General features: G+C 64.2%; 22 protein-coding genes and 1 pseudogene. 10 read left to right on the forward strand and 13 right to left on the reverse strand.

Going from position 1 to position 23,121, the window contains the following annotated elements; genetic code table 11:
- Both GYA94_RS19785 and GYA94_RS19790 read left to right on the forward strand, forming a co-directional pair.
- Positions 1 to 655: pseudogene (locus GYA94_RS19785) on the forward strand (COG3650 family protein); the annotation flags it as partial.
- Positions 656 to 758: 103 nt separating this feature from the next.
- Entirely contained in the window at positions 759 to 2,366 is a 1,608-nt protein-coding gene (locus GYA94_RS19790) for an NAD(P)/FAD-dependent oxidoreductase (RefSeq protein ID WP_009684614.1), read from the forward strand.
- A 111-nt stretch (positions 2,367 to 2,477) separates the two neighbouring features.
- On the opposite strand, the gene GYA94_RS19795 is transcribed toward GYA94_RS19790, so the two are convergent.
- The gene (locus GYA94_RS19795) at positions 2,478 to 2,942 is read right to left on the reverse strand and encodes an outer membrane lipoprotein (RefSeq protein ID WP_009684613.1); all 465 of its coding nucleotides are present in this window, start codon (positions 2,940 to 2,942) and stop codon (positions 2,478 to 2,480) included.
- 146 nt (positions 2,943 to 3,088) lie between these two features.
- Between GYA94_RS19795 and GYA94_RS19800 the strand changes: the two genes are divergently transcribed.
- Entirely contained in the window at positions 3,089 to 3,328 is a 240-nt protein-coding gene (locus tag GYA94_RS19800; protein WP_161892933.1) for a hypothetical protein, read from the forward strand.
- 112 nt (positions 3,329 to 3,440) lie between these two features.
- Here the strand turns inward: GYA94_RS19800 and pdxH are convergent, their stop codons facing one another.
- From pdxH to dinG, 5 genes are all read right to left on the reverse strand, one after another.
- A complete protein-coding gene (gene pdxH, locus GYA94_RS19805; RefSeq protein ID WP_009684611.1) occupies positions 3,441 to 4,088 on the reverse strand; it encodes a pyridoxamine 5'-phosphate oxidase in 648 nt (215 codons plus the stop codon).
- An 18-nt stretch (positions 4,089 to 4,106) separates the two neighbouring features.
- Positions 4,107 to 5,084: an OmpA family protein gene (locus tag GYA94_RS19810; RefSeq protein ID WP_161892934.1), complete on the reverse strand. Its 978-nt coding sequence runs from the start codon at positions 5,082 to 5,084 to the stop codon at positions 4,107 to 4,109.
- 99 nt (positions 5,085 to 5,183) lie between these two features.
- Entirely contained in the window at positions 5,184 to 6,329 is a 1,146-nt protein-coding gene (locus tag GYA94_RS19815; protein ID WP_161892935.1) for a serine hydrolase domain-containing protein, read from the reverse strand.
- A gap of 118 nt (positions 6,330 to 6,447) precedes the next feature.
- Complete coding sequence (locus tag GYA94_RS19820) at positions 6,448 to 8,685, reverse strand: beta-galactosidase (protein ID WP_161892936.1); 2,238 nt, start codon at positions 8,683 to 8,685, stop codon at positions 6,448 to 6,450.
- Between the two features lie 79 nt (positions 8,686 to 8,764).
- Positions 8,765 to 10,909: an ATP-dependent DNA helicase DinG gene (gene dinG / locus GYA94_RS19825; RefSeq protein ID WP_029887504.1), complete on the reverse strand. Its 2,145-nt coding sequence runs from the start codon at positions 10,907 to 10,909 to the stop codon at positions 8,765 to 8,767.
- A gap of 98 nt (positions 10,910 to 11,007) precedes the next feature.
- On the opposite strand from dinG, the gene GYA94_RS19830 reads away from it, so the two are divergent.
- Positions 11,008 to 11,472 carry a CopD family protein gene (locus GYA94_RS19830; RefSeq protein ID WP_110679140.1) on the forward strand — a complete coding sequence of 155 codons (465 nt, stop codon included), beginning with the start codon at positions 11,008 to 11,010 and terminating at the stop codon, positions 11,470 to 11,472.
- A 91-nt stretch (positions 11,473 to 11,563) separates the two neighbouring features.
- Here the strand turns inward: GYA94_RS19830 and GYA94_RS19835 are convergent, their stop codons facing one another.
- The 3 genes from GYA94_RS19835 to GYA94_RS19845 all read right to left on the reverse strand — a co-directional run bounded on the left by GYA94_RS19835 (position 11,564) and on the right by GYA94_RS19845 (position 13,498).
- Complete coding sequence (locus GYA94_RS19835) at positions 11,564 to 12,322, reverse strand: collagen-like triple helix repeat-containing protein (RefSeq protein WP_161892937.1); 759 nt, start codon at positions 12,320 to 12,322, stop codon at positions 11,564 to 11,566.
- Positions 12,315 to 12,590 (reverse strand): DUF1145 domain-containing protein, encoded by a 276-nt coding sequence (locus tag GYA94_RS19840; RefSeq protein WP_110679142.1) that lies wholly within the window; start codon positions 12,588 to 12,590, stop codon positions 12,315 to 12,317. Before GYA94_RS19840 ends, GYA94_RS19835 begins: the two co-directional genes overlap by 8 nt.
- Positions 12,591 to 12,802: 212 nt before the next feature.
- The gene (locus GYA94_RS19845; RefSeq protein WP_009684601.1) at positions 12,803 to 13,498 is read right to left on the reverse strand and encodes a PA1041 family peptidoglycan-binding anchor lipoprotein; all 696 of its coding nucleotides are present in this window, start codon (positions 13,496 to 13,498) and stop codon (positions 12,803 to 12,805) included.
- Positions 13,499 to 13,657: 159 nt separating this feature from the next.
- On the opposite strand from GYA94_RS19845, the gene GYA94_RS19850 reads away from it, so the two are divergent.
- The 4 genes from GYA94_RS19850 to GYA94_RS19865 are packed head-to-tail and all read left to right on the forward strand — an operon-like array spanning position 13,658 to position 15,315.
- Complete coding sequence (locus GYA94_RS19850) at positions 13,658 to 14,152, forward strand: DUF6231 family protein (protein ID WP_161892938.1); 495 nt, start codon at positions 13,658 to 13,660, stop codon at positions 14,150 to 14,152.
- 2 nt (positions 14,153 to 14,154) lie between these two features.
- A complete protein-coding gene (locus GYA94_RS19855) occupies positions 14,155 to 14,637 on the forward strand; it encodes a YchJ family protein (protein WP_161892939.1) in 483 nt (160 codons plus the stop codon).
- The gene (locus GYA94_RS19860; RefSeq protein ID WP_009684591.1) at positions 14,634 to 15,110 is read left to right on the forward strand and encodes an LEA/WHy family protein; all 477 of its coding nucleotides are present in this window, start codon (positions 14,634 to 14,636) and stop codon (positions 15,108 to 15,110) included. Before GYA94_RS19855 ends, GYA94_RS19860 begins: the two co-directional genes overlap by 4 nt.
- 7 nt (positions 15,111 to 15,117) lie before the next feature.
- The gene (locus GYA94_RS19865; protein ID WP_009684590.1) at positions 15,118 to 15,315 is read left to right on the forward strand and encodes an SEC-C metal-binding domain-containing protein; all 198 of its coding nucleotides are present in this window, start codon (positions 15,118 to 15,120) and stop codon (positions 15,313 to 15,315) included.
- Between the two features lie 84 nt (positions 15,316 to 15,399).
- Here GYA94_RS19865 and GYA94_RS19870 read toward each other — a convergent pair whose 3' ends face one another.
- From GYA94_RS19870 to GYA94_RS19885, 4 genes are read right to left on the reverse strand one after another with little or no spacing between them, the layout of a single operon-like run.
- Positions 15,400 to 16,302, reverse strand: coding sequence for a pyridoxal-phosphate dependent enzyme (locus GYA94_RS19870; RefSeq protein WP_029886591.1), 903 nt, complete (start codon positions 16,300 to 16,302; stop codon positions 15,400 to 15,402).
- On the reverse strand, positions 16,299 to 17,510 hold the full coding sequence (locus GYA94_RS19875; protein WP_009684587.1) for an MFS transporter: 1,212 nt from the start codon (positions 17,508 to 17,510) through the stop codon (positions 16,299 to 16,301). The genes GYA94_RS19870 and GYA94_RS19875 overlap by 4 nt, the downstream gene beginning before the upstream one ends.
- Positions 17,507 to 18,295, reverse strand: a complete 789-nt coding sequence (locus GYA94_RS19880; protein WP_110679146.1) for an alanyl-tRNA editing protein — start codon at positions 18,293 to 18,295, stop codon at positions 17,507 to 17,509. The genes GYA94_RS19875 and GYA94_RS19880 overlap by 4 nt, the downstream gene beginning before the upstream one ends.
- Positions 18,292 to 18,996 (reverse strand): serine O-acetyltransferase, encoded by a 705-nt coding sequence (locus GYA94_RS19885; RefSeq protein ID WP_009684584.1) that lies wholly within the window; start codon positions 18,994 to 18,996, stop codon positions 18,292 to 18,294. The genes GYA94_RS19880 and GYA94_RS19885 overlap by 4 nt, the downstream gene beginning before the upstream one ends.
- A 180-nt stretch (positions 18,997 to 19,176) precedes the next feature.
- On the opposite strand from GYA94_RS19885, the gene GYA94_RS19890 reads away from it, so the two are divergent.
- Entirely contained in the window at positions 19,177 to 20,517 is a 1,341-nt protein-coding gene (locus GYA94_RS19890; protein WP_110679147.1) for an aminotransferase-like domain-containing protein, read from the forward strand.
- A gap of 103 nt (positions 20,518 to 20,620) precedes the next feature.
- Complete coding sequence (locus GYA94_RS19895) at positions 20,621 to 23,062, forward strand: penicillin acylase family protein (protein WP_161892940.1); 2,442 nt, start codon at positions 20,621 to 20,623, stop codon at positions 23,060 to 23,062.
- Positions 23,063 to 23,121: the final 59 nt, after the last annotated feature.

Here is a 23,121-nt window from a genome sequence, read left to right on the forward strand (position 1 = left end):
CTGCTCACCGCCCTGCTGCCCCTGTTCGCCGGCGGCCAACTGATGGCTGACGCCCCCAGCGACCCGAACATCGGCACCACGCGCATGCAGCGGCGACCTGCACGATGCCGGTGGCCAGCTGCTGTTCAAGCCTTGCAGCGAAAACCGTACCTTCGTGATCAATGACGCTGGCGCCACCGGCATCCTGCAAGAAGCCGCCAACCTGGCCAAAGGTGCCGATGACAAGCTGTTCGCCGATGTGCGCGGCCGCCTCACCGGCAGCAAGCAGGCCAATAGCGACGGCCAGCTGGAAGTGCGTCGCCTGTACCGCCTGGAACCGTCCACCCGCGCCTGCGAGGACCCCAATTTCAGGCAACTGACCCTGCGCGCCAGCGGCCACGAGCCGGGCTGGGACGTCAAGGCCAGTGGCAAGGGCATGGTGCTCAACCGCGTGGGTCAAGCGCCCCTGCCCCTGCCATTCCTTGAAGAAGAAGTCCCCGGTGGCGGCCTGACCCTGACCAGCGAAGCCAACGGTCAGCATGTGGAACTGTGGGTCGCACCACAACGCTGCGTAGACAGCGCCACTGGGGCCGTTGACCACCTGCGTGCCGAATTGCGCATCGACGGCAAGACCTTGCAAGGCTGCGGCTACTACGGCGGCGCACGCGACAACTGATCACCGGGCGCTTTTATCCTGCCAGTCAAGGCGGCTAACAGCTTATACTTGGCGGTTTGTGTAAAGCCGCCGGCCGCCCATGGCCGGGATACTGGACCCTGCCATGCTACGAATCACCGAACTGAAGCTGCCCCTGGACCACCCTGACGAAGCGCTGCGTGACGCCATCGTCCAGCGCCTGGGCATCCGCGACGAGCAACTGCTCAGCTTCAACCTGTTCAAGCGCAGCTACGATGCGCGCAAGAAGAACAGCGAGCTGCTGTTCATCTACACCATCGACCTGCAAGCCAGCAACGAAGCCGAGCTGCTTGCCAAGTTCGCCGATGATCGCAACATCGGCCCTGCCCCCGACGTGACCTACAAGTTCGTTGGCCAGGCCCCGGCCGGCCTGCAGGAACGCCCGATCGTGGTCGGCTTTGGCCCGTGCGGCATTTTTGCCGGCCTGCTGCTGGCGCAGATGGGCTTCAAGCCGATCATCCTCGAACGCGGCAAGGAAGTGCGCCAGCGCACCAAGGACACTTGGGGCCTGTGGCGCAAGAGCGTGCTCAACCCCGAGTCCAATGTGCAGTTCGGCGAAGGCGGCGCCGGCACCTTCTCGGACGGCAAGCTGTACAGCCAGATCAAGGACCCGCAGCACCACGGCCGCAAAGTGCTGGAAGAGTTCGTCAAGGCCGGTGCGCCCGACGAGATCCTGTACATCAACAAGCCGCACATCGGCACCTTCCGCCTGACCGGCATGGTCGAGCAGATGCGTCAGGACATGATCGCCCTCGGGGCCGAAGTGCGCTTCCAGGAAAAGGTCACCGACCTGCTGATCGAAGATGGCCAGTTGACCGGCGTGGTGCTGGAAAGCGGCGAGCAACTGCACTCGCGCCATGTGGTTCTGGCCCTGGGCCACAGTGCCCGCGACACCTTCCGCATGCTGCATGCCAAAGGCGTGTACATGGAAGCCAAGCCATTCTCGGTGGGCTTTCGCATCGAGCACCCGCAAACGCTCATCGACAAGGCGCGCCTGGGCAAATACGCCGGTCACCCGAAACTGGGGGCTGCCGACTACAAACTGGTGTACCACGCCAGTAACGGCCGTTCGGTATACAGCTTCTGCATGTGCCCGGGCGGCACCGTGGTCGCCGCAACCAGCGAACCGGGCCGGGTAGTCACCAACGGCATGAGCCAGTACTCGCGTAACGAGCGCAACGCCAACTCCGGCATCGTCGTCGGTATCGACCCCGAACGCGACTACCCAGGCAGCCCGCTGGCCGGTATCGAACTGCAGGAACGCCTGGAGGCCCATGCCTACGTGATGGGGGGCAGCAATTACCAGGCGCCGGCACAGCTGGTGGGTGACTTCGTTGCGGGGCGGCCGTCGACCGCGCTGGGCAGTGTCGAACCATCCTACAAGCCGGGCGTGACCCTGGGCGATCTGGCACCAAGCCTACCGGCGTTCGCCATCGAGGCGATCCGCGAGGCACTGCCGGCATTCGACCGGCAGATCAAGGGCTACAACCTGCCTGATGCGGTGTTGACCGGGATCGAAACACGGACCTCGTCGCCGCTGCGCATCACCCGCGGCGAGGACTATCAGAGCCTGAACCTCAAGGGGCTGTTCCCGGCCGGCGAAGGCGCAGGTTATGCCGGTGGCATCCTGTCGGCAGGGGTCGACGGCATTCGCATTGCCGAAGCGGTAGCGCGGGACATGCTGGGCCTTTGACGGGGGTCAGCCGAGCCGTGGTTCGCGTACCCCGGCTCGGCCATCAGCCTGAAGCATAAAAAAACCCCGGCTGGCAGTCGCCAGTCGGGGTTTTGTTTGGCTGCGCTACGCTCAGTGCGAAACGCGGCTGGTGCCGTCAACAGTCATGATGCGCACACGGTCGCCCACACGGAAGATTTCGTTTTCCTGCACGGCCTGGACATAGGCACGCATGCTGCCGTCGTCTTCACGCACAGTGATCTCGACACCCTGGGTACGGGTCAGGCCTTCTTCGGCAGCGGAACCCGCCAGGCCACCGGCAACGGCACCGATGACTGCGGCAACGATGCTGCCACGGCCACCGCCGACGGCGCTGCCCGCCACACCACCGACAATGGCGCCTGCGCCGCCACCGATCGGGGTCTTGGTACCCTCGATCTTGACCGGGCGCAGAGATTCGATAGTGCCCATCCGTACGGTTTGCACGCGGCGGGCCTCATCACGGGAGTAGCTATCGCCGGTCAGGCTCGAGGCACAACCCCCTAGCAGCAGCGACATGGTGGTAAAGGTTGCCACCAGCAAAGCGGATTTACGCATGGGTAAAATCTCCATAAGTCAGGTGCTTATTAGACGCTGCACATTGACGGCTGTCACGGTACAAACGCAATAAAGTTGTTTTCATTCAGCCGGGGTACAGCCAGCGCGGCTGTGCCATGGCGCTTCAATTGAGACCAAGGATAGCCATGGATTACTTCATCGTCGTGGTGGCCACCGTTGCGGGGCTTTATTTCCACGGGTGGCTGTACGTGCGCATGCGCCGCTGGATGGACCGCGACCTGGCGTTGTCGCTGGCAGGGGCTGATCCGCACAAACGCGCGTTCATGCTGCAGAGGCTGGAGCAGGCGCGGCTGGCGAAGGTGAAGCGCAGGGAACTGGCAGGCTGGCTGCAACGGGAGGCGGTGGGGTATTCAAGGTCACGTTGAAAGACCGACCATGCCCTGATCCCACCTGTGGGAGCCCGGCTTGCCGGCGATGGGCCGCAAGGCCATGCCCTGTCGCGGTGTCGCGACAGGGCATGGCAAGCCCTGGAAAATCTCAGGGCGCCAACCGCTCCCGCAGCCACTGCCCATCGACCCGCCGGTAGTTGAGGCGGTCATGCAAACGGCTCGCCCGCCCCTGCCAGAACTCGACCCGCTCAGGCAGCAAGCGATAGCCACCCCAATGTTCCGGGCAATGTGGCTGCGTATCGGAAAACCGCGCTTCGGTGGCCTTCACCAGCCCCTCCAGCTCTTCACGCCCGGCAATCACCCGGCTCTGCGGTGAGGCCCAGGCCCCTAGGCGGCTGCCCAGTGGGCGTACCTGGTAATAGTCGTCCGACTCTTTGGCCGACACCTTCACCACCCGCCCCTCGATACGCACCTGGCGCTCCAGCGCCGGCCAGAAAAAAGTCATGGCTGCAAACGGGTTGGCTTGCAGGTGCTGGCCTTTGGCACTGTCGTAATTGGTGAAAAAGGTGAAACCCTGCTCATCGAGCCCCTTGAGCAACAGTACCCGGCAATGCGGACGGCCCTCGCCGTCCACCGTGGCCAAGGTCATGGCGTTGGCTTCCACCGGCGCCTGCTCGGTTTTAACCGCGTCGGCGAACCACTGGTGAAACAGGGCGAACGGCTCGCCCGGCGCCTGGGCTTCTGCCAGGCCATCACGGGTGTAGTCGCGGCGCATATCGGCCAGGGATTGGGTCATTGCTGCGTTCCTTGACGATCAGTTGGTCTTCGCAGGGCTATTGGCAGCTACTTTCTTGTCGGTGGTAGCTTTCTTGGCGACAGGCTTGGCTGGCGCGGCTTTTTTCTTGGCCGTGGTTTTGGCAGGCGCCTTGGCCTTGGCCACGGGCTTTTTCGCTGCGGGCTTGGCAGCCGGCTTGCTGGTGGCCGGCTTGGCGGCAGGCGCCTTGGCATCCTGCACGGCCACCATTGCAGCCGGCGCCGGTGCCGGAGCAGCCTGTTGGTACTTGGCCAGCAGCGCGACCATGGTGTTTTGCGGGGTCAGCAGCATTTCCACGCGGCGGTTGAGGGCACGGCCCTCGGGGCTGTCATTGGCAGCACGCGGCATTACCGAACCCATACCCTTCAGGGTCAGGCGGTCACGCTGCAGGCCGCTGAGGCGGAAAATGGCCGAAACCGAAGCGGCGCGTTCCAGGCTGAGCTTCTGGTTGGCAGCAGCGGCACCGCTGGTGTCGGCATGGCCCAATACCAGTACGGCAGTCTTGGGGTCGCCTTCAACCGTTTTGGCAACCCGGGTGATCGGGCCAAGCGACATGGGCAGCAGCATGTTCGGGCGGTCTGGGTTGTACGAGCTGTCCACCGGCAGGGTCACGGCCAACACGTTGTCACGGCGCTCCAGTTCCAGCTTGCTGTCCTTGATGGCTTCGCGCAGCTTTGGCTCGTACTCGTCCAGCCAGGCCTGGGTCGCCTGCTGGTCGATTTTAGGCACCACAGGGCTCTTGGCTTGCTGGTCGTCACCGCCGAACGGCCACCACCAGCGGCTGGTCCTTTCCGACTTGGCATCGGCCTTGGCCACATTGTCTGTGACGGCTGCCTTCACTTCCTGCTCGGCGACCTTGTCCGAACCGAAAGGCCACCAGCTGGAACCACCTTCCTTGGAGCCCTCCGGGGAGTGGCTGGCGCAACCGGTAACGGCGGTCAGACACAGGGCGAGTGCTAAGGTTTTATGTGAAGACATCAGCGATACACCATGAAATAGAAAGATATTTTGCCTAGGCACTTCAGGCGTTGGCATTGAGGATAGTCAAAGGGCTGAAGCAATACCCGCATTACCCGATCAAAGGCAACCGGCAAGCACACGGACCAGTTTTTGCGCCCGCGGGTCCATGAGCACATAAGGCCCGAGGGTATTGACCACGAAGCCGAACGCCACATCACGCTCCGGGTCGGCGAACCCCACAGAACCCCCGGCCCCAGGGTGGCCAAAGGCGCGGGGCCCCAGGCCGAAAGTGGCGTTGGCCACCTCCGGTTGATCGAGCATGCAGCCCAGACCGAAGCGGGTCTGGGTGAGCAAGGTGCGGTCCTGGCCAAGGCTGTGTTCGCGGGTCAGTTCGTCGAGCAATTCGGACTCGAGCAGGCTGCCGTCCAGCAAACCGGCATAAAACCCCGCCAGGCTGCGTGCGTTGCCGTGGCCGTTGGCCGCCGGCTGCTGCATGCGCCGCCATTCCGGCTTGTTGGTGCTGGTCAGGATCGCCGGGGGGTTGGTAAAGGCACGGGTGGACAAGGCCTCGGGCTCGCGCAGGGTCACCTGCAGCAAGCGCTGCGCCGCGGCGTCGCCGGGGTTGCCTTTGCCGCGGGCAATATGCGCCACGCGGTGAAACGCTTCGTCGGCCAGGCCAACATGAAAATCCAGCCCTAGCGGGCGAGCGGTACGCGCCACGATCGAGTCACCCGGGGCCCGACCGTCGGCCCGGCGAATCAGTTCGCCGATCAGCCAGCCGTAGGTGATGGCGGCATACCCGTGTTCCGTGCCAGGCGCCCACCACGGCGTTTCGGCCGCCAGGGCATCGACCATGACCTGCCAGTCATACAAGGCTTCGGCCGGCAGCAACGCGCGTAGGGCGGGCAAACCCGCACGGTGGCTGAGCAGTTGGCGCAGGGTGATCGCTTGCTTACCGGCCTGGGCAAACTCGGGCCAGTAGTTGGCCACCGGTGCATCGAGTGCCAGCTTACCCTCGCCGACCAGCTGCAGTGCGGTCACCGCGGTGAAGGTCTTGGTGCAGGAAAACAGGTTGGCGATGGTATCGCTGTGCCACGCCTGCTGGCCGTCCTTGTCCGCACTGCCGGCCCACAGGTCGACCACGGTTTCGCCCCCCACCTGGATGCACAGCGCGGCGCCACGCTCCTGGGGATCATCGAACAGCGCGGCAAAAGCCTCGCGCACGGCTTCGAACTTCAGCTCATAGTGACCCTGGATCTGCACCCGCTGCTCTCCGTGTGACGATAGTCAAAAAGGTCTGCATTGTTTCAGTAGTTGGGCGGTTTGCAAACTGGCTTGAGCCCGGCGGTCGCGATGCCCAGCGCACCGAACCCACCTGTAATCATGGCGCCGGTTTCCTCTCCAGGCCGGTGCGCAGCTGCGCCATGGCCTGGGCGTTGGCCTTGCGCACGGCATCGACAAAACCGGGGTACGGCACATCGGTGATCGCCACCAGCCCCAAGTGGCCGTTTTCGCCATCGAGCAGGCGACCGCTGGCCGGCTGGTCAAGGTACTGGAACCAGTGCGCGCCCACGATCATGGGTTGTTGCAAGGCGGCAGTGAGGAAATTGGCATAGGCCGGGCCGCGGTCTTCTTCTCGCGCCAGCTCCAGTGGCCCCGGCCAGAACGGGCCGCGATCACGCGAACCGAACTGGAATTCAGACACCAGCACCGGCTTGTCCAGCTCGGCCAGGCGGGCGAAATCGTAGCCGTCCTGCGGCTTGAGCGTATAAAAGTTGAAACTGAGTACATCGCAGAACTCGGCGCAGGCGTTGACCGCCTCTGGCGTACTCACGGCATAACGGCCCCCCAGCAACAGGTGGTTGGGTGCATGCCATTTCAAGGCATCGGAAATGGTCTTGAAGTAGGTTTCGGCGAACACCTGCTGGAAGTGCTGGTAGTCCCGCTCGATTTCCGGGTGCTCCGGGCTGGGCAACGGTGCCTCGAAGCCTGGATCCTCCATCAGTTCCCAGGCGTTCAGCTCGATGCCCCAGGCCTTGGACAACCCCTCCTGGTTGCGGTACTTGTCACGCAACTGCTTGAGGAAGGCGCGCTTGGCAGGCACGTCGGTGGTCAGGCGCAATGTGCCGTAGGCCAGGCCATAACGGGCCTTGGGCTCGCTACCCGGTGCGGCCCAGGCCAGCTCGTTATCGGCAAAATAGCCGATCAGCCAGGGATCGTCACGGTGATCACGGGCAGCAATGGCCACGGCGCGTTCGGTGGCCATGGCAAAGCGCGGGTCGAACGGGTCGGGCATGCGCCCCCACCAGTCCATGCCGGTGCTGATGCTGGCGTAATCGCCAACGATCGACAGCGGCAGGGTATAGGGCATGCGCCTGGCCTGGCCGAGGGCAGGCTCGCTCCAGTTGCCCAGCGTGTTGAAACCCCATGCCTGCAAACGGTCGAGCGCATGCGCCTGCCAACGGCCAGTGTCCACTACCAGCGGTGGGCAAGCGGCCGGCTGCCCTGCCGCCGCCGGCAGGCAGGGCTTGCCATAGGCCCGCTGCAGGTTGGCTGCATAGAAGTCGAACCAGCGCCCTTTCTTGAAATTGCGCCCCTGCGAGGACGCATTGCCGTCGTCGTTGTTGCCTTCACCGTAGAACGCTGCCAGGGCGTCGCCCTCTCCCGGCAGTGCCTTGAACATGGCCTCACGCCCGGCGGTGTAGGTACGCCCGCCGTCGGCTGCCACGGCATTGACACCCAGCGAATAGAAGGGGTGGCCATCAGGGGTAATCAGGTACCAGCGGCCATCACGCTTTTCGGTACGGAAAAAACCCTCGGCAGCAAAGGCCGGCCCCGCCAGCAGGCCGCCATAGGCATCCAACTGCTGCTTGCCGCGCTCGGCCAGCCAAGCCTTGAGTTGCTGCTGTTCACGGTTGGCGGCTGCCTTGAGCTGTTCGTCGTTGGCCACCTTTTCCGGCCAGCTGCCCCGTGTGGACTGCCCATAGGCATCGATCAGTTCACGGTACGCCGCCTGGTAGGCCTGGTCGTCATCCTGAATGCCCACCCGTTCGATCAACAGGTTCTGGGCGACCTTGGGGCCGGGAATACTCAAGCTGACCGAAGCCACCTGCTTGAGGTCTACAGCGCCGGCGCTGCTGGTCAGCAGCAGCCGCTGGCCGCCGTGCAGCCAGGGCATGGGGGGGCCTGCGCGCATGCCCTGGCTCAACGGCGAGCTGGCGGTCAGCGGCACCATCACGGTTTGCGCCGGGCCGGCCGGCAAATCGATACGGCTGGTCAGGGTGCGCCCATCGCTGCCTTGCACCGTGACATCCACGGTCAGCGCCCAGTCCATGGCACTTTGCAGGCGCAAGGTAAGAAACTTGCCGCTGGACCAGTCCCACACACCACTCTGCGGGCTCAGGCGCAAGGTCGGCCGCTGCGCCGGGTTGAACACCACACGCCGCAGCACCTCGCCTTCGGCCGTCTGCTCTGCGTTGTACTGCGGCATACCGGCATCCGCGGTCGCCACGTTGACCACCGAGGCCGGGCGCACGAAGCTGAACAGCGTCTGCTGCCCGGCCCATACGGACGAGCTGAACAACAGGGCGAAAACAGCGGGCAGGGTACGGCGGACCATAAGGCTGGGGCTCTCCTTCAGGGCCGTCATGGCCCAGGACTGAGTAATGGACAGCGCGCCGAAGCAAGTGCTCCGGCGATCAGGAAATCTCCCGCCGGAACGGCGGCAGCGCATTGAGAATAGCCTTGCCATAGCGCTGGGTGACCAGGCGCCGGTCAAGCAAGGTGATGATGCCGCGGTCCTGTTCGGTACGCAGCAACCGACCGCAAGCCTGGATCAGCTTGAGCGAGGCGTCGGGCACGGCGATTTCCATGAACGGGTTGCCGCCGCGGGCCTCGATCCATTCGGCCAGGGCAGCTTCGACCGGGTCGTCGGGCACCGAGAACGGAATCTTGGCGATGACCACGTGCTCGCAATAGGCCCCCGGCAAGTCGACCCCTTCGGCAAAGCTGGCCAGGCCGAACAGCACGCTGTGCTGGCCGTCGTCGACCCGGGCCTTGTGCTTGTTGAGGGTTTCCTGCTTGGACAGGTTGCCCTGGATCAGCACCAGTTTGCGCCAGTCCCGGTCCAGGCCGTCGAACACATCCTGCATTTGCTTGCGTGACGAGAACAGCACCAGCGCACCCCGGGCCCCTTCGACGATACCCGGCAGCTCGCGGATGATCGCCGCCGTATGCGCGGTAGCGTCGCGCGGGTCGGCTTGCAGGTCGGGCACCCGCAGCAGGCCGGCATCGCCATGCACGAACGGGCTGGGCACCACGCAGGTGACGGCATCGCGCGGTAACCCCGAGCGCATGCGGAAGCGGTCGAACTTGCCCAGCGCGGTCAGTGTGGCCGAGGTCACCAGCGCGCCATGGGCCACGCTCCACAGGCTGCGGCGCAACATTTCGGCAGCGAGGATGGGGCTGGCGTTGACTTCGATATCGAACAACGCCCCGCTTTCAGCCAGGGTGAGCCAGCGCGCCATCGGCGGGCTGTCTTCCGGGTCTTCGGCGGTAAAGGCCGTCCACAGCTCCCAGTTGCCCTGGGCACGGGTGACGAGGCTGCCGAACAGTGGGTACCACTCTTCGGCCTGGTGGCTGGCGATACCGATGCTGACCTCGCCGTCCATGCCCTCCTTGAGCAGGTCGGCCAGCCGCGTGAAGAGATCGTTGAGCCGGGCAAAGCCCTTTTTCAGCTCGATGCCGACCTCACGGATCTGCTCCGGTACCACACCACCCTCGAAGCGGTAACGCGGCCGTTCGCGGCCTTCGGTGTCCTCGCTCGGGCGGAAGTCGGCTACCTGTTCGCACAGGGTGAACATGAACTGCTGTTGGGTGCGGACTTCCCGCGCCAGCTCCGGCACCTGCTCGATGTATTTGCCCAGGTCCCCCGGCAGCGGGTGCTGGGCCAGCAGTTTGGTCAGGTTCTTGGCGGTCTGCTCCAGCCAATCGGCGGTGGAGCGAAGCCGCGAGTAATGGGCGAAATGGCCGATGGCCTTGTCTGGCAGGTGGTGGCCTTCGTCGAATACATACAGGGTATCGCGCGGATCGGGCAATACCGCGCCGCCGCCCAGGGCCAGGTCGGCCAGTACCATGTCGTGGTTGGTGACGATCACGTCGACCTTGCCCATCCCCTCACGGGCCTTGTAGAACACGCACTGCTGGAAGTTCGGGCAGTGGCGACCGGTGCACTGGCTGTGGTCGGTGGTCAGCCGGGCCCAGTCCTGGTCCTCCAGGGCCTCGGGCCAGCTGTCACGGTCACCATCCCAGCGGTTGCCGGCAAGCTTTTCGATCATGCTGTTGAACAGCTTCTGGCTGCGCTCATCGACTTCGATGTGGAAGCCTTCTTCTTCGAACAGCTGGGCAGTGGCCGACTGGGCATGGCCTTCCTGCAGCAGGATGTCGAGTTTCGACAGGCACAGATAGCGGCCACGGCCCTTGGCCAGGGCGAAGCTGAAGTTCAGCCCGCTGCTGCGCATCAGGTCGGGCAGGTCCTTGATGACGATCTGCTCCTGCAGGGCCACGGTCGCGGTGGCGATCACCAGGCGTTTGCCGGCGGCCTTGGCGGCCGGGATCGCGGCCAACGCATAGGCGACCGTCTTACCGGTACCGGTGCCCGCCTCCACCGCCACCACGGCAGGCTCGCCGGCACGGCGGCCTTCATCGTCGCAGGGAATGTCGCCAAGCACCTTGGCCACTTCGGCGATCATCAGGCGTTGGCCATAGCGCGGCTTGAGGCTCTTGGCTTCGAGAAAACGCGTATAGGCGCCCTGGATGGTGGCTTTGAGTTCGTTGCTGATCATGGTCTGCAGGCGCCCGTAGGGCTGGATATATTTTCAGTGTTTCGCATGGGGCGGCTATCATACCCCGCTATTGCCTATTGTGCCGCATGGAGATCCGGATGCTCGCCTTTACCCTGCCCTACACACTGCATGTTCTGGCCGCCCTGGTATGGGTTGGCGGCATGTTCTTCGCCTGGCTGGTGCTGCGCCCCGCCACGGTTACAGCCCTTGAGGGGCCTGCGCGCCTGCGCTTGTGGGTGGAAGTTTTCCGACGCTTCTTCGTCTGGGTCTGGCTGGCGGTGGCGATCTTGGCGATTAGTGGTATCGGCATGTTGCACCTGCGCTTCAGCGGGTTCGAGACTGCGCCGAAGTACGTTCACGTGATGATCGGCGGCGGGATCGCCATGTTCGCCTTGTTCATGCGCATCCAGGCCTTGCTGTTGCCAGAGTTGAAAGCGGCGGTACTGGCGCAGGACTGGCCCACGGGTGCGGCGGTGCTGGCCCGCATTCGGCGAATGGTGGGCATCAACCTGTTGCTGGGGCTGGCCGTGGTCGCGGTGGCCAGTTCGCGGCTGGTGATCTGATCACAGGCAGCCCTTCGCCTGGCGGGCTGCCTGCGCGGCCGGTGGGTGGGGCCCATGGCGACAACGCCGCACCCAGGCCCCTGCACATGGTTCAGAGGCGCTGCAGGATCAGCTCGCCCGCCGCCCCCGCCAAGCCCGGCTGGCCAGGCTGCCCCGGTCGGCCATTGGCACCGGCATCGGTGCGGTACACCAGGCAACCCTTGCTCGCCCCACCTTTGCCGGCCTTGCCAGGCTCACCGGGTTTGCCCGGCGCCCCGCCATCGAGGCGCACGACGATGTGCTCCTGGGCAAAGCCTTGCGGCAAGCTCAGGCGTATGCGCCCACCTGCTGCACCATCATGACCGTTGCCGCCATCATCGCCATTGGCCCCGCGGCTGGCCTGGCCCCAGGTGCAGCCGCCGGCCTGCCCATTGCCGCCGTCGAGCCCAGCGTAGCCCGGTGCACCGGTGCCGCCCCGTGCGTCGATGACCAGCTGCTGGGCATCCAGCTCCGCCAGTACCAGGTCCAGGCTACGCCCGGGGCGGGCTGCCCGCTGGTAGCTGCCCGCAGCGCCGGTGGCACTCAACTCGCTGCCCTCGCCCAGGCGCGCGCTACGCACGTCGATCAGCAACGGCTGCTCGCCAGGGGCCACGACAATCCGCGCATCACGCCCCAGCTCCAACTGGTCGACCTTCAATTGCGCCAGCGACGCAGGCAGCATCAGGGTGGCAGCATCGGCAACACGCAAATGCTCAAGGTGTACGCTGGCCGACTTGCTCGGCAGGCGCAGCATGGAATTGGCAGCAACCTCCAGGCTTTCGGCGTGGGCAAAGGGGGCAGCCAACAGGGCAAGCAGTATCAGATTACGCATTTCGCAGCGCCTCCTGCGCACGGGGAATGGACATGACGTGGAATATCCCCGTCAACAGAATTTGCAGGCGATCGAACCAACGGTGGCTGCGCCCGCGCAAGCTGCCATTGAAGAACAGAATTTCCAGCAGATGCAGGCTGAGCAGAACGATGCCTAGGGCATTGATCAGCAGATTGAAAGGCAACGGCTGGGGCAGCAACTGGTTGAACAACACCACGCCCCAGAATGCGACTGTCAGGACCTTGCCCAGGCCCAGGATGAACTTCATACCCCGCCCCCATTGATTGTTGTTATGGCGTGCCGGCCCGTTCGCGCCGGCCGTGCGCTCCACATTAACTGCAATGCCGAGGCAGGCGCCAGCACCCGTCAGCTGAGGTGCAGTTCCACCCGTCGGTTGCGCGCGCGCCTTTCCTCGGTTTCATTGTCGGCGGCGCTGAGAAAGCGCCCGTGCCACTGCGCAAGGCACGGGCGCACGCCGAGCTAGCGCTGGATCTTGATCTCGGTACGGCGGTTCATGGCACGCCCTTCGGCCGTGGCATTGTCGGCCACCGGCTGGGTTTCACCGGCCCCCACCACCGACACGAAGCTGCTGCGCGGTACACCGCTCTGCACCAAATAGTCGGTCACCGAGTGGGCACGGCGCTCGGACAGTTTCTGGTTGTAGCTGTCCGAGCCGACGCTGTCGGTATGGCCACTGACACTCAGGCGGGCAGAGGGCGCTTCCTGTTTCAGCCGCGTGGCAATCGTGTTGAGGCGCTCCTTGTCAGTGGCAGTCAGGCGTGCAGAGTCGAATTCGAAGTGCACATCACGAATGACGATGACTTCTTCCTTCTCCACCACCACCACTTCCTCGACCACCGCCGGCGCGGCTGGCGGGCAACCGTTGGCATCGACCTGCACACCCCGTGGGGTGCCCGGGCACTTGTCGCGGCTGTCCGGCACGCCATCGCCATCTTCGTCGCCATCACCATGGGCCCAGCAATAACCTGCCGCCAGGCCACCGCCCAGCAACGCGCCCCAGCCAGCCCAGCTGGAACTTTCGATAGCGCCCAGCGCGGCGCCACCGACACCCCCGACGGCGGCACATTTAGGCCAGTCGGTTTTTTGCAAACCTGCACAACCAGTCAACACACTGGTGAGCAGTACCAGGGGTAACGCTGTGCGTACTATGCTCATTTCATTGCTTCTCCTAGGGGGAATCGGCATAAGGCCGATCTCTGGGAGTAAAGACCGCGCATTCCAATGCTGCCAGCAATTAGCCACGACGCGATCACATGCCTCTATGCCCGCACGCTGCAGCCGGCTAGTCTTGGACGACTTGAACGAGGATTGGCAATGACCGCAGGTTTTTCCCAACGTACCCCGCAGCAGGCCCTGGCGGCCCTGCTGGAACGCTTCACCCCGCAACGCCTGCTGTTGGTGGGCACCCGCTTCCCGGCGCTGGACGCCTTTGCCCAAGCGCACCCGCAGGTGACCATCACTACCACTGCGCCAGGGCCACTGCCTGCCGAACTGGCAGCCCAGCGTTTCGACCTGGCGTTGCTGGTGGACTGCCTGGAACACCTGCCCAAGCGAACCGGCCTGGAGTTGCTGGGCGGCATTCGCAACCTCAATGCCAGCCGGGTTGCCGTGCTGGCCGACCTGGCGGCGTGCAGCTGGCAGGACACCGACTTTTTCGCCCTGGCATTGTCAGCCAGCGAGAAATTCTGCCGCGATGAGCAGGTGTTGAGCCTGTTCACCTATGATCTGCATGATTACAAGCAGGTCCCGGACTGGCTCAACGCCAGGTTCTGGGCCAACCCGGAAAACTTTGGCAAGTACTGGTGGTGATGATGAGTGTCTCGGTCTGCCCTTGTGGCAGTGGCAACCTGCTTGATGCCTGCTGTGGGCATTACCATGCCGGTACCCCCGCACCCGATGCCCAGACGCTGATGCGCTCACGCTACAGTGCCTACGTGCTGGGCCTGGTCGACTACCTGGTCGCCACCACCCTGCCAGCCCAACAGGCCCAGCTGGACCGCGCCGGCATGGCCGCCTGGAGCGCCCAGAGCACCTGGCTGGGGCTGGAAGTGGAGAGCGCGCAGGTGCTAGGCGGCCAGCCCGAGCATGCCTTTGTCACGTTCACCGCACGCTGGCACGACCCGCACGGCGACCACCAGCACCGCGAGCGCTCGGCATTCGTCCAGCACGCCGGGCGCTGGTACTTCATAGACCCCACGGTCGCGTTGAAGGCCGGGCGCAATGACCCCTGCCCATGCGCCAGCGGGCAGAAGTTCAAGAAATGCTGCGCCAGTTACATGGGTAACCAAGCATGATCGAACGCGCCCGTCTGCTGCTGCTCGGTTCGCTGCTGGCATTGCTGACGGGCTGCGCCAGTTGGAGCGCAGACGACTGGCGCCCGCCTGAAGTGCACCTGGTCGAGGTCGAAACGGTCAAGGCCAGGTTGCTGCAGCAGGAATTCGTACTGCACCTGGAGGTCATCAACCCCAACGACAGCCGTTTGTTCATCCGCAGTCTGGCCTATGCCGTGCGGCTCAATGACCTGCTGCTGGTGCAGGATGAAACCAGCCTGTGGCGCAGCGTAGGCGGCCACGACCGGCGGACCTTCAAGATCACCGCACGCACCAACCTCTGGCGGCAACTCAAGCCACTGGCCAAGCTGCTGAAAAGTGGGCAGCCACTGCATTACACCCTGCAGGGCGACCTGGCCACTGGCCTGCTGATTCACCGGGACCTGCACTTATCGCGCAGTGGTGAGATAATCCCCGGCGATCACATCCCGGAGTAACCCTTCAATGTCCCAGCAACCCCACGTTCATGGCCCTGACTGCAACCACGACCATGACCATCACCACGACCACGGCCATGTCCACGGCCCACACTGCAACCACGGCCATCAGGAGCCGGTACGCAACGCCCTGAAGGACGTTGGCCGTAACGACCCGTGCCCGTGCGGCAGCGAGAAAAAATTCAAGAAGTGCCACGGCGCCTGATCTAGCGCGTCTGTGGGGGCATGGCCCGCCGCGCCTGCTTCGCGCACCATGCCCCCGGTCCAGCACTACCCGCCGTGCCTGGCGCTACGCGGCCTTGCGCCGGTTCGCCCCCAGCAAGTCCTGGTACCACAGGCCGGCGTCATAGGCGATGGTCACCAAGGTGGTCCCCGCATAGCGCGGCTGTTGGGCCATGCGCTGGGCAACCGCCAGGCAGGCGGCGGCAGTGTTACCGACGAAGACCCCGCTCTGCATGTAGAACCAACGTTGCGCTGCCAACATTTCGGCATGCTGCACCTGCGCCCGTTCGTCCACCAGCGACCAGTCCAGAAATGGCGGGCTGACGCCTACCGCCATGCCTTCGAAGCGGTGATCGGTGAATACGCCAGCCTTGGAGTCACAGCCGTTGGGGTCGACCAGCACTGTCGACACCTCGAAACCGTGATCCTTCAGCCCCAGGGTAATGCCCGTGAAACTGGCGCCCGTGCCCGCGCAGCCAACGAACAGGATGTCCTTGCCGGCGCCCGCGTTGGTCAGTTGCAGCGCCAGTTCACTGGCTGTCTGGTAGCGGTGCGCTTCGATACCCACCGGGTTGTTGAACTGGTCGGTATAGAAGTATGACTTGCCCAGCGCGGCCTGGTTTTCCAGGTGGTGCATCACCACGTCCTTGGGCGTGGCACCGGCCATCAGCATTTCCTTGCCAATCAGCCGGGCGCCGAAGCATTCCAGCAAGTCCCGCTTGGTCTGGCTGAAACTCAGCCCAACCGCCAGCTCGACGGCCACCTGATACGCGTGGCATGCCGCCAGCAAGCCGAAGCCAAAACTGCCGCCGGTTTTTTCGATGACCGTGGTCACCCCTGGGATGATGTCGCCATTGCGCACGGCGTGCTCAACGATGCGCCGGGCGGCGCGGTACTTGTGGCTGCCACCGGGGTTGTTCATTTCCAGCTTGGTGTAGATGCGCTCGCTGACGTTGATGAGTTCGCTCATTTTCGGCTCCCTTCCATGGAAGTCTGCAGGCAGGCCTTGTTCTGCAACAGGCCAACGGTGGCGATCAGCAGGCCGATGCACAGGGCCATGCAGATGGCGTTGGTGCCGTCCCAGCCCACGGTGCTCAACAGCAGCGCGGGGCTGAACGCACCGATGGTGGCGCAGATGGCAATGCCCAGATCGTTCTTGCCCTGCATCTGCATCGCTGCCGGGCTGTTTTGCAGCGACTGCGCCAACAAGGCTCCGCCGCCGACGTAGGTCAGGTTCCAGCCCAGCCCCAGGGCGATCAGCGCCACGGTCATCATGCTGTAGCTGTGCGACCAGATATTCAGCGCCGAGCAGCCGATCAACAGGGCCAGGCCCGCGCAGATGGTAGTCCGGATGCCCAGGCGCTGGATGATCGCCCCGGTGAAGAATGACGGGGCGAACATGGCGATCACGTGCCACTGGATGGCCAGGCGCACGTCGGTAAAGTCTTCGTGCATATGCTTCATGTGCATCGAGGCCTGGATCATCAACAGGTTCATGATGCCGTAGCCCAGCGCCGCGACCGCCATTGCCACCAACACGCTGGGGCTCAAAGGCTCGCTGCGGCTGCTGGCCGACGTGGCAGCGCTGCCGGTTGCAGCGGCCAGGCCGGTGTCGTTGGGCAGGCACACTGCAATCAGCAACGACAACAGCGCCAGGCCGATGAACGCGGCATAACACAGCGAGAACAGTGGGTAGCCACCCACGTCGCGCAGCCACTCGGTGAGCGTCGGGCCCACCACGGCGGCAATCACGCCCCCGGCCACGACCAGCGACAGGGCTTTTGGCTTGAGGGCTTGGGAAAGGTTGTCGGTGGCGGCAAAACGGTTGAAGTTGGCGAAGGCGATGTAGACACCCAGCGCCGAGTGGCTGAGTACCAGCGTGGCAAAATGCTGGTGCTCCACCGCCAGAAAGCCGCTGACACCAGACACCGCCAGCGGAATGGCCCCCAGCATGAAGGCCTTCTTGCGGCCGATACGGCTCATCAACCTGGAAACCGGGTAGGTTGCCAGCATCAGGCACAGGAACTGGAACCCATACGGCACCGTCGACCATGCGGCGTCGGGGGCCAGTGCGGCGCCAACGATGGCCGCCATGGTCACCGACATCACGGCGGTGGTCAGGTTGATCGACTGGGCGGTGAAGTACAGGTAGGTGCGCCGCGGCAGGGTAGTGTTCATAAGGCATGCTCGTGGTAGGCGCCAAGGTCGATTTCGGCATCGGGGAACACGCAGATCAGGCGTTCCTTGCCTTTGCCCAGCCGTTTGCGCTTCACGCTCAGGCGCCCTATGCGCCTTGGCGAATCGAGGTGGGTGCCACCACACGGAATCTCGATGCCGTTGTAGGTCCACAAGCGTGCGTCTTCCAGCCCCTGGACGGCGTAATGCTCGATGGGCGCGTCGCCACCGATCAGTTCGTTGGCGCGCCGTTCTATCTCGATCACCTCCTCAGCGGTGAAGGCATCCTCGACCAGAAAGTCGAACCGAGCCGTGTCCTCCTTGATATGGCAGCCGATGGTCCACTGCTTCAGTTCCTCACGCAGGCCGATGGCAGCGGCATACAGGAAGTGGCTGGCACTGTGAGAGAGTGTTAGCCGCTCGCGCCGTTGAATATCGATGCTCACACGGGCGGGCATATCGACAGTCACTTCATCGAGCAAGTGCAAGTCGTCCGGGTGCACGGTGTGAATGATGATGCCGCCCAGTTTCCCGCCTTTGAAACCTTCCAGGCGAATAGGGCTGCCATAGAGTTTCTTGACCCAGACAAAACGCACCTTGCCGATCGGAAGTTCAATAATTCCATAATCAGCTTCCTGGCCACCGCCTTCCGGATAAGCCACGGTACTTTGCAACTCGATACCGTCGCTGTGCACACGCGTTACTTGCGTATTGGCAGCGGCCAGGTATTGATCCTTGTAATACAGTTTTTCGGTATTGCGCAGAACTTCGTAATTCAGAGCATTCATGACTCGAGTACCACCTGCAATGATGTTTTGACCTGCACCCGGGCGGCGGCAGGGATGTCTTTGGTAACGATGCAGCCCGGCCCGATGAAGGCGCCGTCACCAATGTGGATAGCCCCGAGCACGCTGGCGAACGCGCCGACCTGAACCCGGTCGCCCAGTGTCGGGTGGCGGGGGCTGGAAGGGTTGCCGCTGATGCCGCGGGCCCCCAGGGTGACGCCGCCGAGCACGTAGCAGTCGTCACCGATGGTCGCGGTTTCACCAATGACGGTGCCCATGCCGTGGTCGATGATGAAGCGCGCGCCAATACGGCTGCGGAAGTGGATCTCTGCGCCCGACAGCATCTTGCCGCGGCGCGAGATCATGGCGGCCAGGCACTGCCCACCGGCGCCATATACCGAAGCGCCATGGCGGTACACCCAGTGTGCAAGCCGATAATGCAAAACCGCCGAATAGGACGTATAAGTTCTGGCAATGAATACCAGGTCGCGGCCGGCGGCAGGGTCTTTGCTGGCGAATGCCAACAAGTCGTCATGGGCCTGTTCCGCCACCCGTTCAATAACATCGGTTTGTTTCAGCGCTTCGAATTCTTCAATTGAACAGCACTCCAGTAACGCCGAGGTCACAAGGTTTTTTACAACGTTGAATGACTCCAGTTCTTCAGGCACAGGAAGCCTGGCAATGACGGCTGATTGCATGTCCATAGGGTGCACGGCTCGATATCCAGTTATCTGGTGTTTACAGACGTTAAACGGGCTGCCAGGGCTGGCAGCCGAAAGTTCCGACGAGGGAATAGTGGCAGGTAATGGCCATGTGCAAACGAACAGTCGACAAGCATTTCCGTTAACTGTTAGGCTTTTTTTTCTAACGGTTGGGAACCTGCCATGAGCACCTGCAGCCTTCATCAATTGCTCAAGCAACGCCTGGATGCAGGGGAATGGTTGCCTGGGCAGCGCATGCCCTCCATTCGCAAGCTCACGGCGGCGGTCGATTTCAGTTACCACGATGTGGTCTCGACCTATGCCCAGCTGGTCAGCGAAGGGGTACTGACCGCCTCGCCAGGGCGCGGCTACTTCGTCGCCAACCGCAGCCGGCAGGCGAACGTGATCCACGAACCCGAGTGCATGGCCGGCGACCCGCTGTTCCGGCTGCTGCAGGGCGGCCAGCACTACACCAAACTTGGCAGCGGCTGGCTGCCCCCGGCGTGGCGCGACACCGAGCTGCTGGCCAAGGCGATTCGGCGCACGGCACGGCTGGAGCAAAGCTCCCTGGCCGAGTACGGCGATATCCAGGGCTACCTGCCCATGCGCAAACAGCTGTGTGTGCACATGAAACGCCTGACCCGGGTTGAGGTTCGCCCCAACCAGTTGCTGACCACGCTTGGCGCCACCCAGGGCCTGGACCTGGTCGCCCGGTTGCTGATCAAGCCGGGTGACCATGTGTTCGTCGACGAGCCGGGCAACGGCAACCTGATCAAGCTGATACAACTGGCCGGCGGCCAGGTGGTCGGCATCCGCCGAACCCAGGACGGGCCAGACGTAGAAGAAATGCGCAGCTACCTGGCCAGGCACAAGGTCAAGGCGTTTTTCTGCAACAGCACTTTCCACAACCCCACTGGCAGCAACATCAGCCCGCACAACGCCTTCAGCGTGCTGCGCCTGGCCGTGGAACACGAGTTCTTCGTGGTGGAGGATGACGTGTATGGCGACTTCAGCCCGGCCGTGCGCCAGACGTTTGCCGAACTGGACAACCTGGACCGGGTCATCTACATCGGCAGCTTTTCCAAATGCCTGTCGGCGTCGTTACGGGTAGGTTTCATCGCCTGCTCGCAAGACCTGATCGAGCCGCTGACCCGCCTGAAGCTGCTGACCTGCGTGGCGGTGCCGGCGTTTTGCGAGCGTTTCGTCAACACCATCCTGTCGGACGGTACCTACGCCCGGCACATGAAAGATGTGCAGCAGCGGCTGATCCGCCAGCAAGTACAGACGCAGCGCTTGCTGCTCGAGCGCGGCTGGCAGTTCGAGATCGCGCCGCAGGGTGGCATGTTCCTCTGGGTCTACCACCCGCAACTGCCCGACCTGCAGCCGTTGATGCGCAAGCTGGAGCAGCACAAGATCCTGCTGATGCCCGGCTCGGCGTTCGCTGTCAGCCGTGATTACCGGCGTTACGCCCGCATCAACTGCACGCATTTTTCCGACGCCCTGGCAGGGCACTTCGAGGTTTGACCCGCCACCGGCAAATAAACCGACCTGGGACCTTGCATGGCGCCTGCGCGCTCACTACCTTAGCGCCTTTGCAAACTCGCCTCGCCCTGCAGGAGCCCTTGCCATGGCCGCCGCCGCCTTTCCTCACTTCCGCCCGCGGTTCACCACCGCTGCCACGCTGCTCGGCCTGCTTGGGCTGGCCGGCTGCCAGACCGGCGGCTACCAGGGCAGCGTGCCACCCGCCAGCGGCGTGCAGCCGCTCAAGGGCCTGGCACAGAACGTCTCGGTGCGGCGCAATGCCATGGGCGCACCGCTGATCGAAAGCAGCAGTTTCCATGACGCCCTTTTCAGCCTGGGCTATGTGCATGCCGGCGACCGCATCGAACAGATGGTCGCCATGCGCCTGCTGGCCCAAGGCCGCCTGGCGGAACTGGCCGGCAGCGACGCGCTCGACATCGACCGCCTGATGCGCGCCGCCAACCTCAAGCAAAGCGCCGCCCAGCAATATGCCGACGCATCGCCACGGCTCAAGCGCTTTTTCGAGGTGTACGCACGCGGGGTCAATGCCTACCTGTTCCGCTACCGCGACAAGCTGCCAGCGGATTTGGCCAACAGTGGCTATCGCCCCGAATACTGGAAGCCTGAAGATTCGGCGCTGCTTTTCTGCCTGTATGCGTTCAGCCAGTCGGTGAACCTGCAGGAGGAACTCAGCGCCCTGACCCTGGCGCAGAAAGTCGGCAGCGACAAACTGGCCTGGCTGCTGCCCGGTGCACCGGACGAGCCCTTGGCCACAAGCGAAGTCGACAAGCTCAAGGGCCTCAACCTGGCCAGCCAGTTGCCGGGGCTGCCGGCACTGGCGGCCGCCAGCCAGAAGCTGGCCGACCTCGACCTGCTCGGTAGCCCTGGCTCGGCCAACCTGGCCCTGGGCCCGCAACGCAGCCGCAGCGGCAAAAGCCTGCTGGCCAGTGACAGCCGCGCCGCCTGGGCCCTCAGCCCGGTACAAATCCACACCAGCAAGTACCAGGTTGCCGGCCTGTCGCTGCCGGGCCTGCCGATCGTGCTGGCCGGCTACAACGGCAAACTGGCCTGGAGCAGCAGCGCAGTCATGGCCGACAACCAGGACCTGTTCCTGGAACAACTGCGCCGCCAGGGCAGCCAGCTGAGCTACCTGGCAGATGGCAAGTGGGTGCCGGCCCGCGCGCGCAGCGAAACCTTCTTCGTGCGCGGCCAGCGGCCACAGCGCGAAGTGATGTATGACACCCGCCACGGCACCCTGCTGGCCCAGCCCGACAACGCCAGCCTGGGCCTGGCCCTGAACTTGCCGCAGTTCAAGGGCGACCGGAGCCTGGATGCGCTCTTCGACCTGACCCGCGCCGGCAACCTCGAGCGCGCCTTCGACAGCACCCGCGAGGTCACTGCGGCCGCCCTCAACTTCGTGTTCGCCGAGCCCGAGCACATCGGTTGGCAGGTCAGCGGGCGCTACCCCAACCGCCGCGAAGGCCAGGGCCTGCTGCCCTCCCCTGGTTGGGACGGGCGCTATGACTGGGACGGCTACGCCGACCCGATGCTGCACCCGTATGACCAGGACCCCACTGCTGGCTGGATCGGCCATGCCAACCAGCGCAGCCAGCCACGCGGCTATGGCATGCAGCTGTCCAGCACCTGGTACTACCCTGAGCGTGCCGAGCGCCTGGCCCAGCTGGCTGGCAATGGCCGCCATGACAGCCGCAGCCTGATGGCCCTGCAGAACGACCAGGTCACGCTGATGGCCAATCAGCTCAAGCAGATGTTCGACGCCCCCGGCATGGCCCAGCCGCTGAAGCAGGCAATCGACGCCCTGCCAGGCGCACAACGCGACAAGGCCCGCGAGGCATTGGCGCGGCTCAAGGCATTCGACGGTCGCCTGAGCCCGGTATCGGCAGACGCCGCGCTGTACGAACTGTTCCTGCAGGAAGTCGCCAGGCAGACCTTCCTCGATGACCTCGGCCCTGCGTCCAGCCCTGCCTGGCAGGCCTTCGTAAGCAACGCGCGGTTGTCGTTCTCGGCACAGGCCGATCACCTGCTGGGGCGCGACGACAGCCCGTTCTGGGACGACCGCAACACCCCGCAGAAAGAAGACAAGCCGGCCATTCTGGCCCGCAGCCTGGCGGCAGCCGTAGATGCCGGCACTGCGCAGCTGGGCGCCGACCGCCGCACCTGGCAATGGGGCAAGCTGCACCAGTACCACTGGCCGGCGCCGGCCTACCATGGCTTGGGCGATGCGCTCAGCCGTGCGCCGCAAGCCGCAGGTGGCGACTTCACTACCCTCGCGCTCACCCCGTACGCCTGGGGCAGTGACTTCACCACCCGCCTGCCCGCCTCCGCGCGCATGATCGTCGACTTCGGCCAGGCCGAACCGCTGCAGGTGCTGACCAGCAGTGGCCAGTCCGGCAACCCGGCCAGCGCCCATTACAGCGATGGGCTGGATGCCTGGTTCAACGGGCGCTTCATGAGCTTGCCGCTGCAACAGCAGAACTTCGCGCGAGCGTATGGCAACCAGCGCTTGACGCTGGTGCCGGGCAAGTAGCGTACCCAGGCATGGAAGCCTGTGACCCTTTCCCTCGAAGAAATGGTTCGAACTCCCAA

Source organism: Pseudomonas juntendi (assembly GCF_009932375.1).
GTDB lineage: Bacteria > Pseudomonadota > Gammaproteobacteria > Pseudomonadales > Pseudomonadaceae > Aquipseudomonas > Aquipseudomonas juntendi.

Bases quoted from the DNA above. Each gene is read 5' to 3' on its own strand.
- dinG (WP_029887504.1), bottom strand. From the start codon at position 10,909: ATGATCAGCAACGAACTCAAAGCCACCATCCAGGGCGCCTATACGCGT.
- GYA94_RS19890 (WP_110679147.1), top strand. From the start codon at position 19,177: ATGAGCACCTGCAGCCTTCATCAATTGCTCAAGCAACGCCTGGATGCA.
- GYA94_RS19845 (WP_009684601.1), bottom strand. From the start codon at position 13,498: ATGAGCATAGTACGCACAGCGTTACCCCTGGTACTGCTCACCAGTGTG.
- GYA94_RS19820 (WP_161892936.1), bottom strand. From the start codon at position 8,685: ATGGTCCGCCGTACCCTGCCCGCTGTTTTCGCCCTGTTGTTCAGCTCG.
- GYA94_RS19875 (WP_009684587.1), bottom strand. From the start codon at position 17,510: ATGAACACTACCCTGCCGCGGCGCACCTACCTGTACTTCACCGCCCAG.
- GYA94_RS19835 (WP_161892937.1), bottom strand. From the start codon at position 12,322: ATGCGTAATCTGATACTGCTTGCCCTGTTGGCTGCCCCCTTTGCCCAC.
- GYA94_RS19830 (WP_110679140.1), top strand. From the start codon at position 11,008: ATGCTCGCCTTTACCCTGCCCTACACACTGCATGTTCTGGCCGCCCTG.
- GYA94_RS19870 (WP_029886591.1), bottom strand. From the start codon at position 16,302: ATGAGCGAACTCATCAACGTCAGCGAGCGCATCTACACCAAGCTGGAA.
- GYA94_RS19895 (WP_161892940.1), top strand. From the start codon at position 20,621: ATGGCCGCCGCCGCCTTTCCTCACTTCCGCCCGCGGTTCACCACCGCT.
- pdxH (WP_009684611.1), bottom strand. From the start codon at position 4,088: ATGACCCAATCCCTGGCCGATATGCGCCGCGACTACACCCGTGATGGC.
- GYA94_RS19795 (WP_009684613.1), bottom strand. From the start codon at position 2,942: ATGCGTAAATCCGCTTTGCTGGTGGCAACCTTTACCACCATGTCGCTG.
- GYA94_RS19800 (WP_161892933.1), top strand. From the start codon at position 3,089: ATGGATTACTTCATCGTCGTGGTGGCCACCGTTGCGGGGCTTTATTTC.
- GYA94_RS19840 (WP_110679142.1), bottom strand. From the start codon at position 12,590: ATGAAGTTCATCCTGGGCCTGGGCAAGGTCCTGACAGTCGCATTCTGG.
- GYA94_RS19880 (WP_110679146.1), bottom strand. From the start codon at position 18,295: ATGAATGCTCTGAATTACGAAGTTCTGCGCAATACCGAAAAACTGTAT.
- GYA94_RS19855 (WP_161892939.1), top strand. From the start codon at position 14,155: ATGAGTGTCTCGGTCTGCCCTTGTGGCAGTGGCAACCTGCTTGATGCC.
- GYA94_RS19790 (WP_009684614.1), top strand. From the start codon at position 759: ATGCTACGAATCACCGAACTGAAGCTGCCCCTGGACCACCCTGACGAA.
- GYA94_RS19885 (WP_009684584.1), bottom strand. From the start codon at position 18,996: ATGGACATGCAATCAGCCGTCATTGCCAGGCTTCCTGTGCCTGAAGAA.
- GYA94_RS19860 (WP_009684591.1), top strand. From the start codon at position 14,634: ATGATCGAACGCGCCCGTCTGCTGCTGCTCGGTTCGCTGCTGGCATTG.
- GYA94_RS19850 (WP_161892938.1), top strand. From the start codon at position 13,658: ATGACCGCAGGTTTTTCCCAACGTACCCCGCAGCAGGCCCTGGCGGCC.
- GYA94_RS19865 (WP_009684590.1), top strand. From the start codon at position 15,118: ATGTCCCAGCAACCCCACGTTCATGGCCCTGACTGCAACCACGACCAT.
- GYA94_RS19810 (WP_161892934.1), bottom strand. From the start codon at position 5,084: ATGTCTTCACATAAAACCTTAGCACTCGCCCTGTGTCTGACCGCCGTT.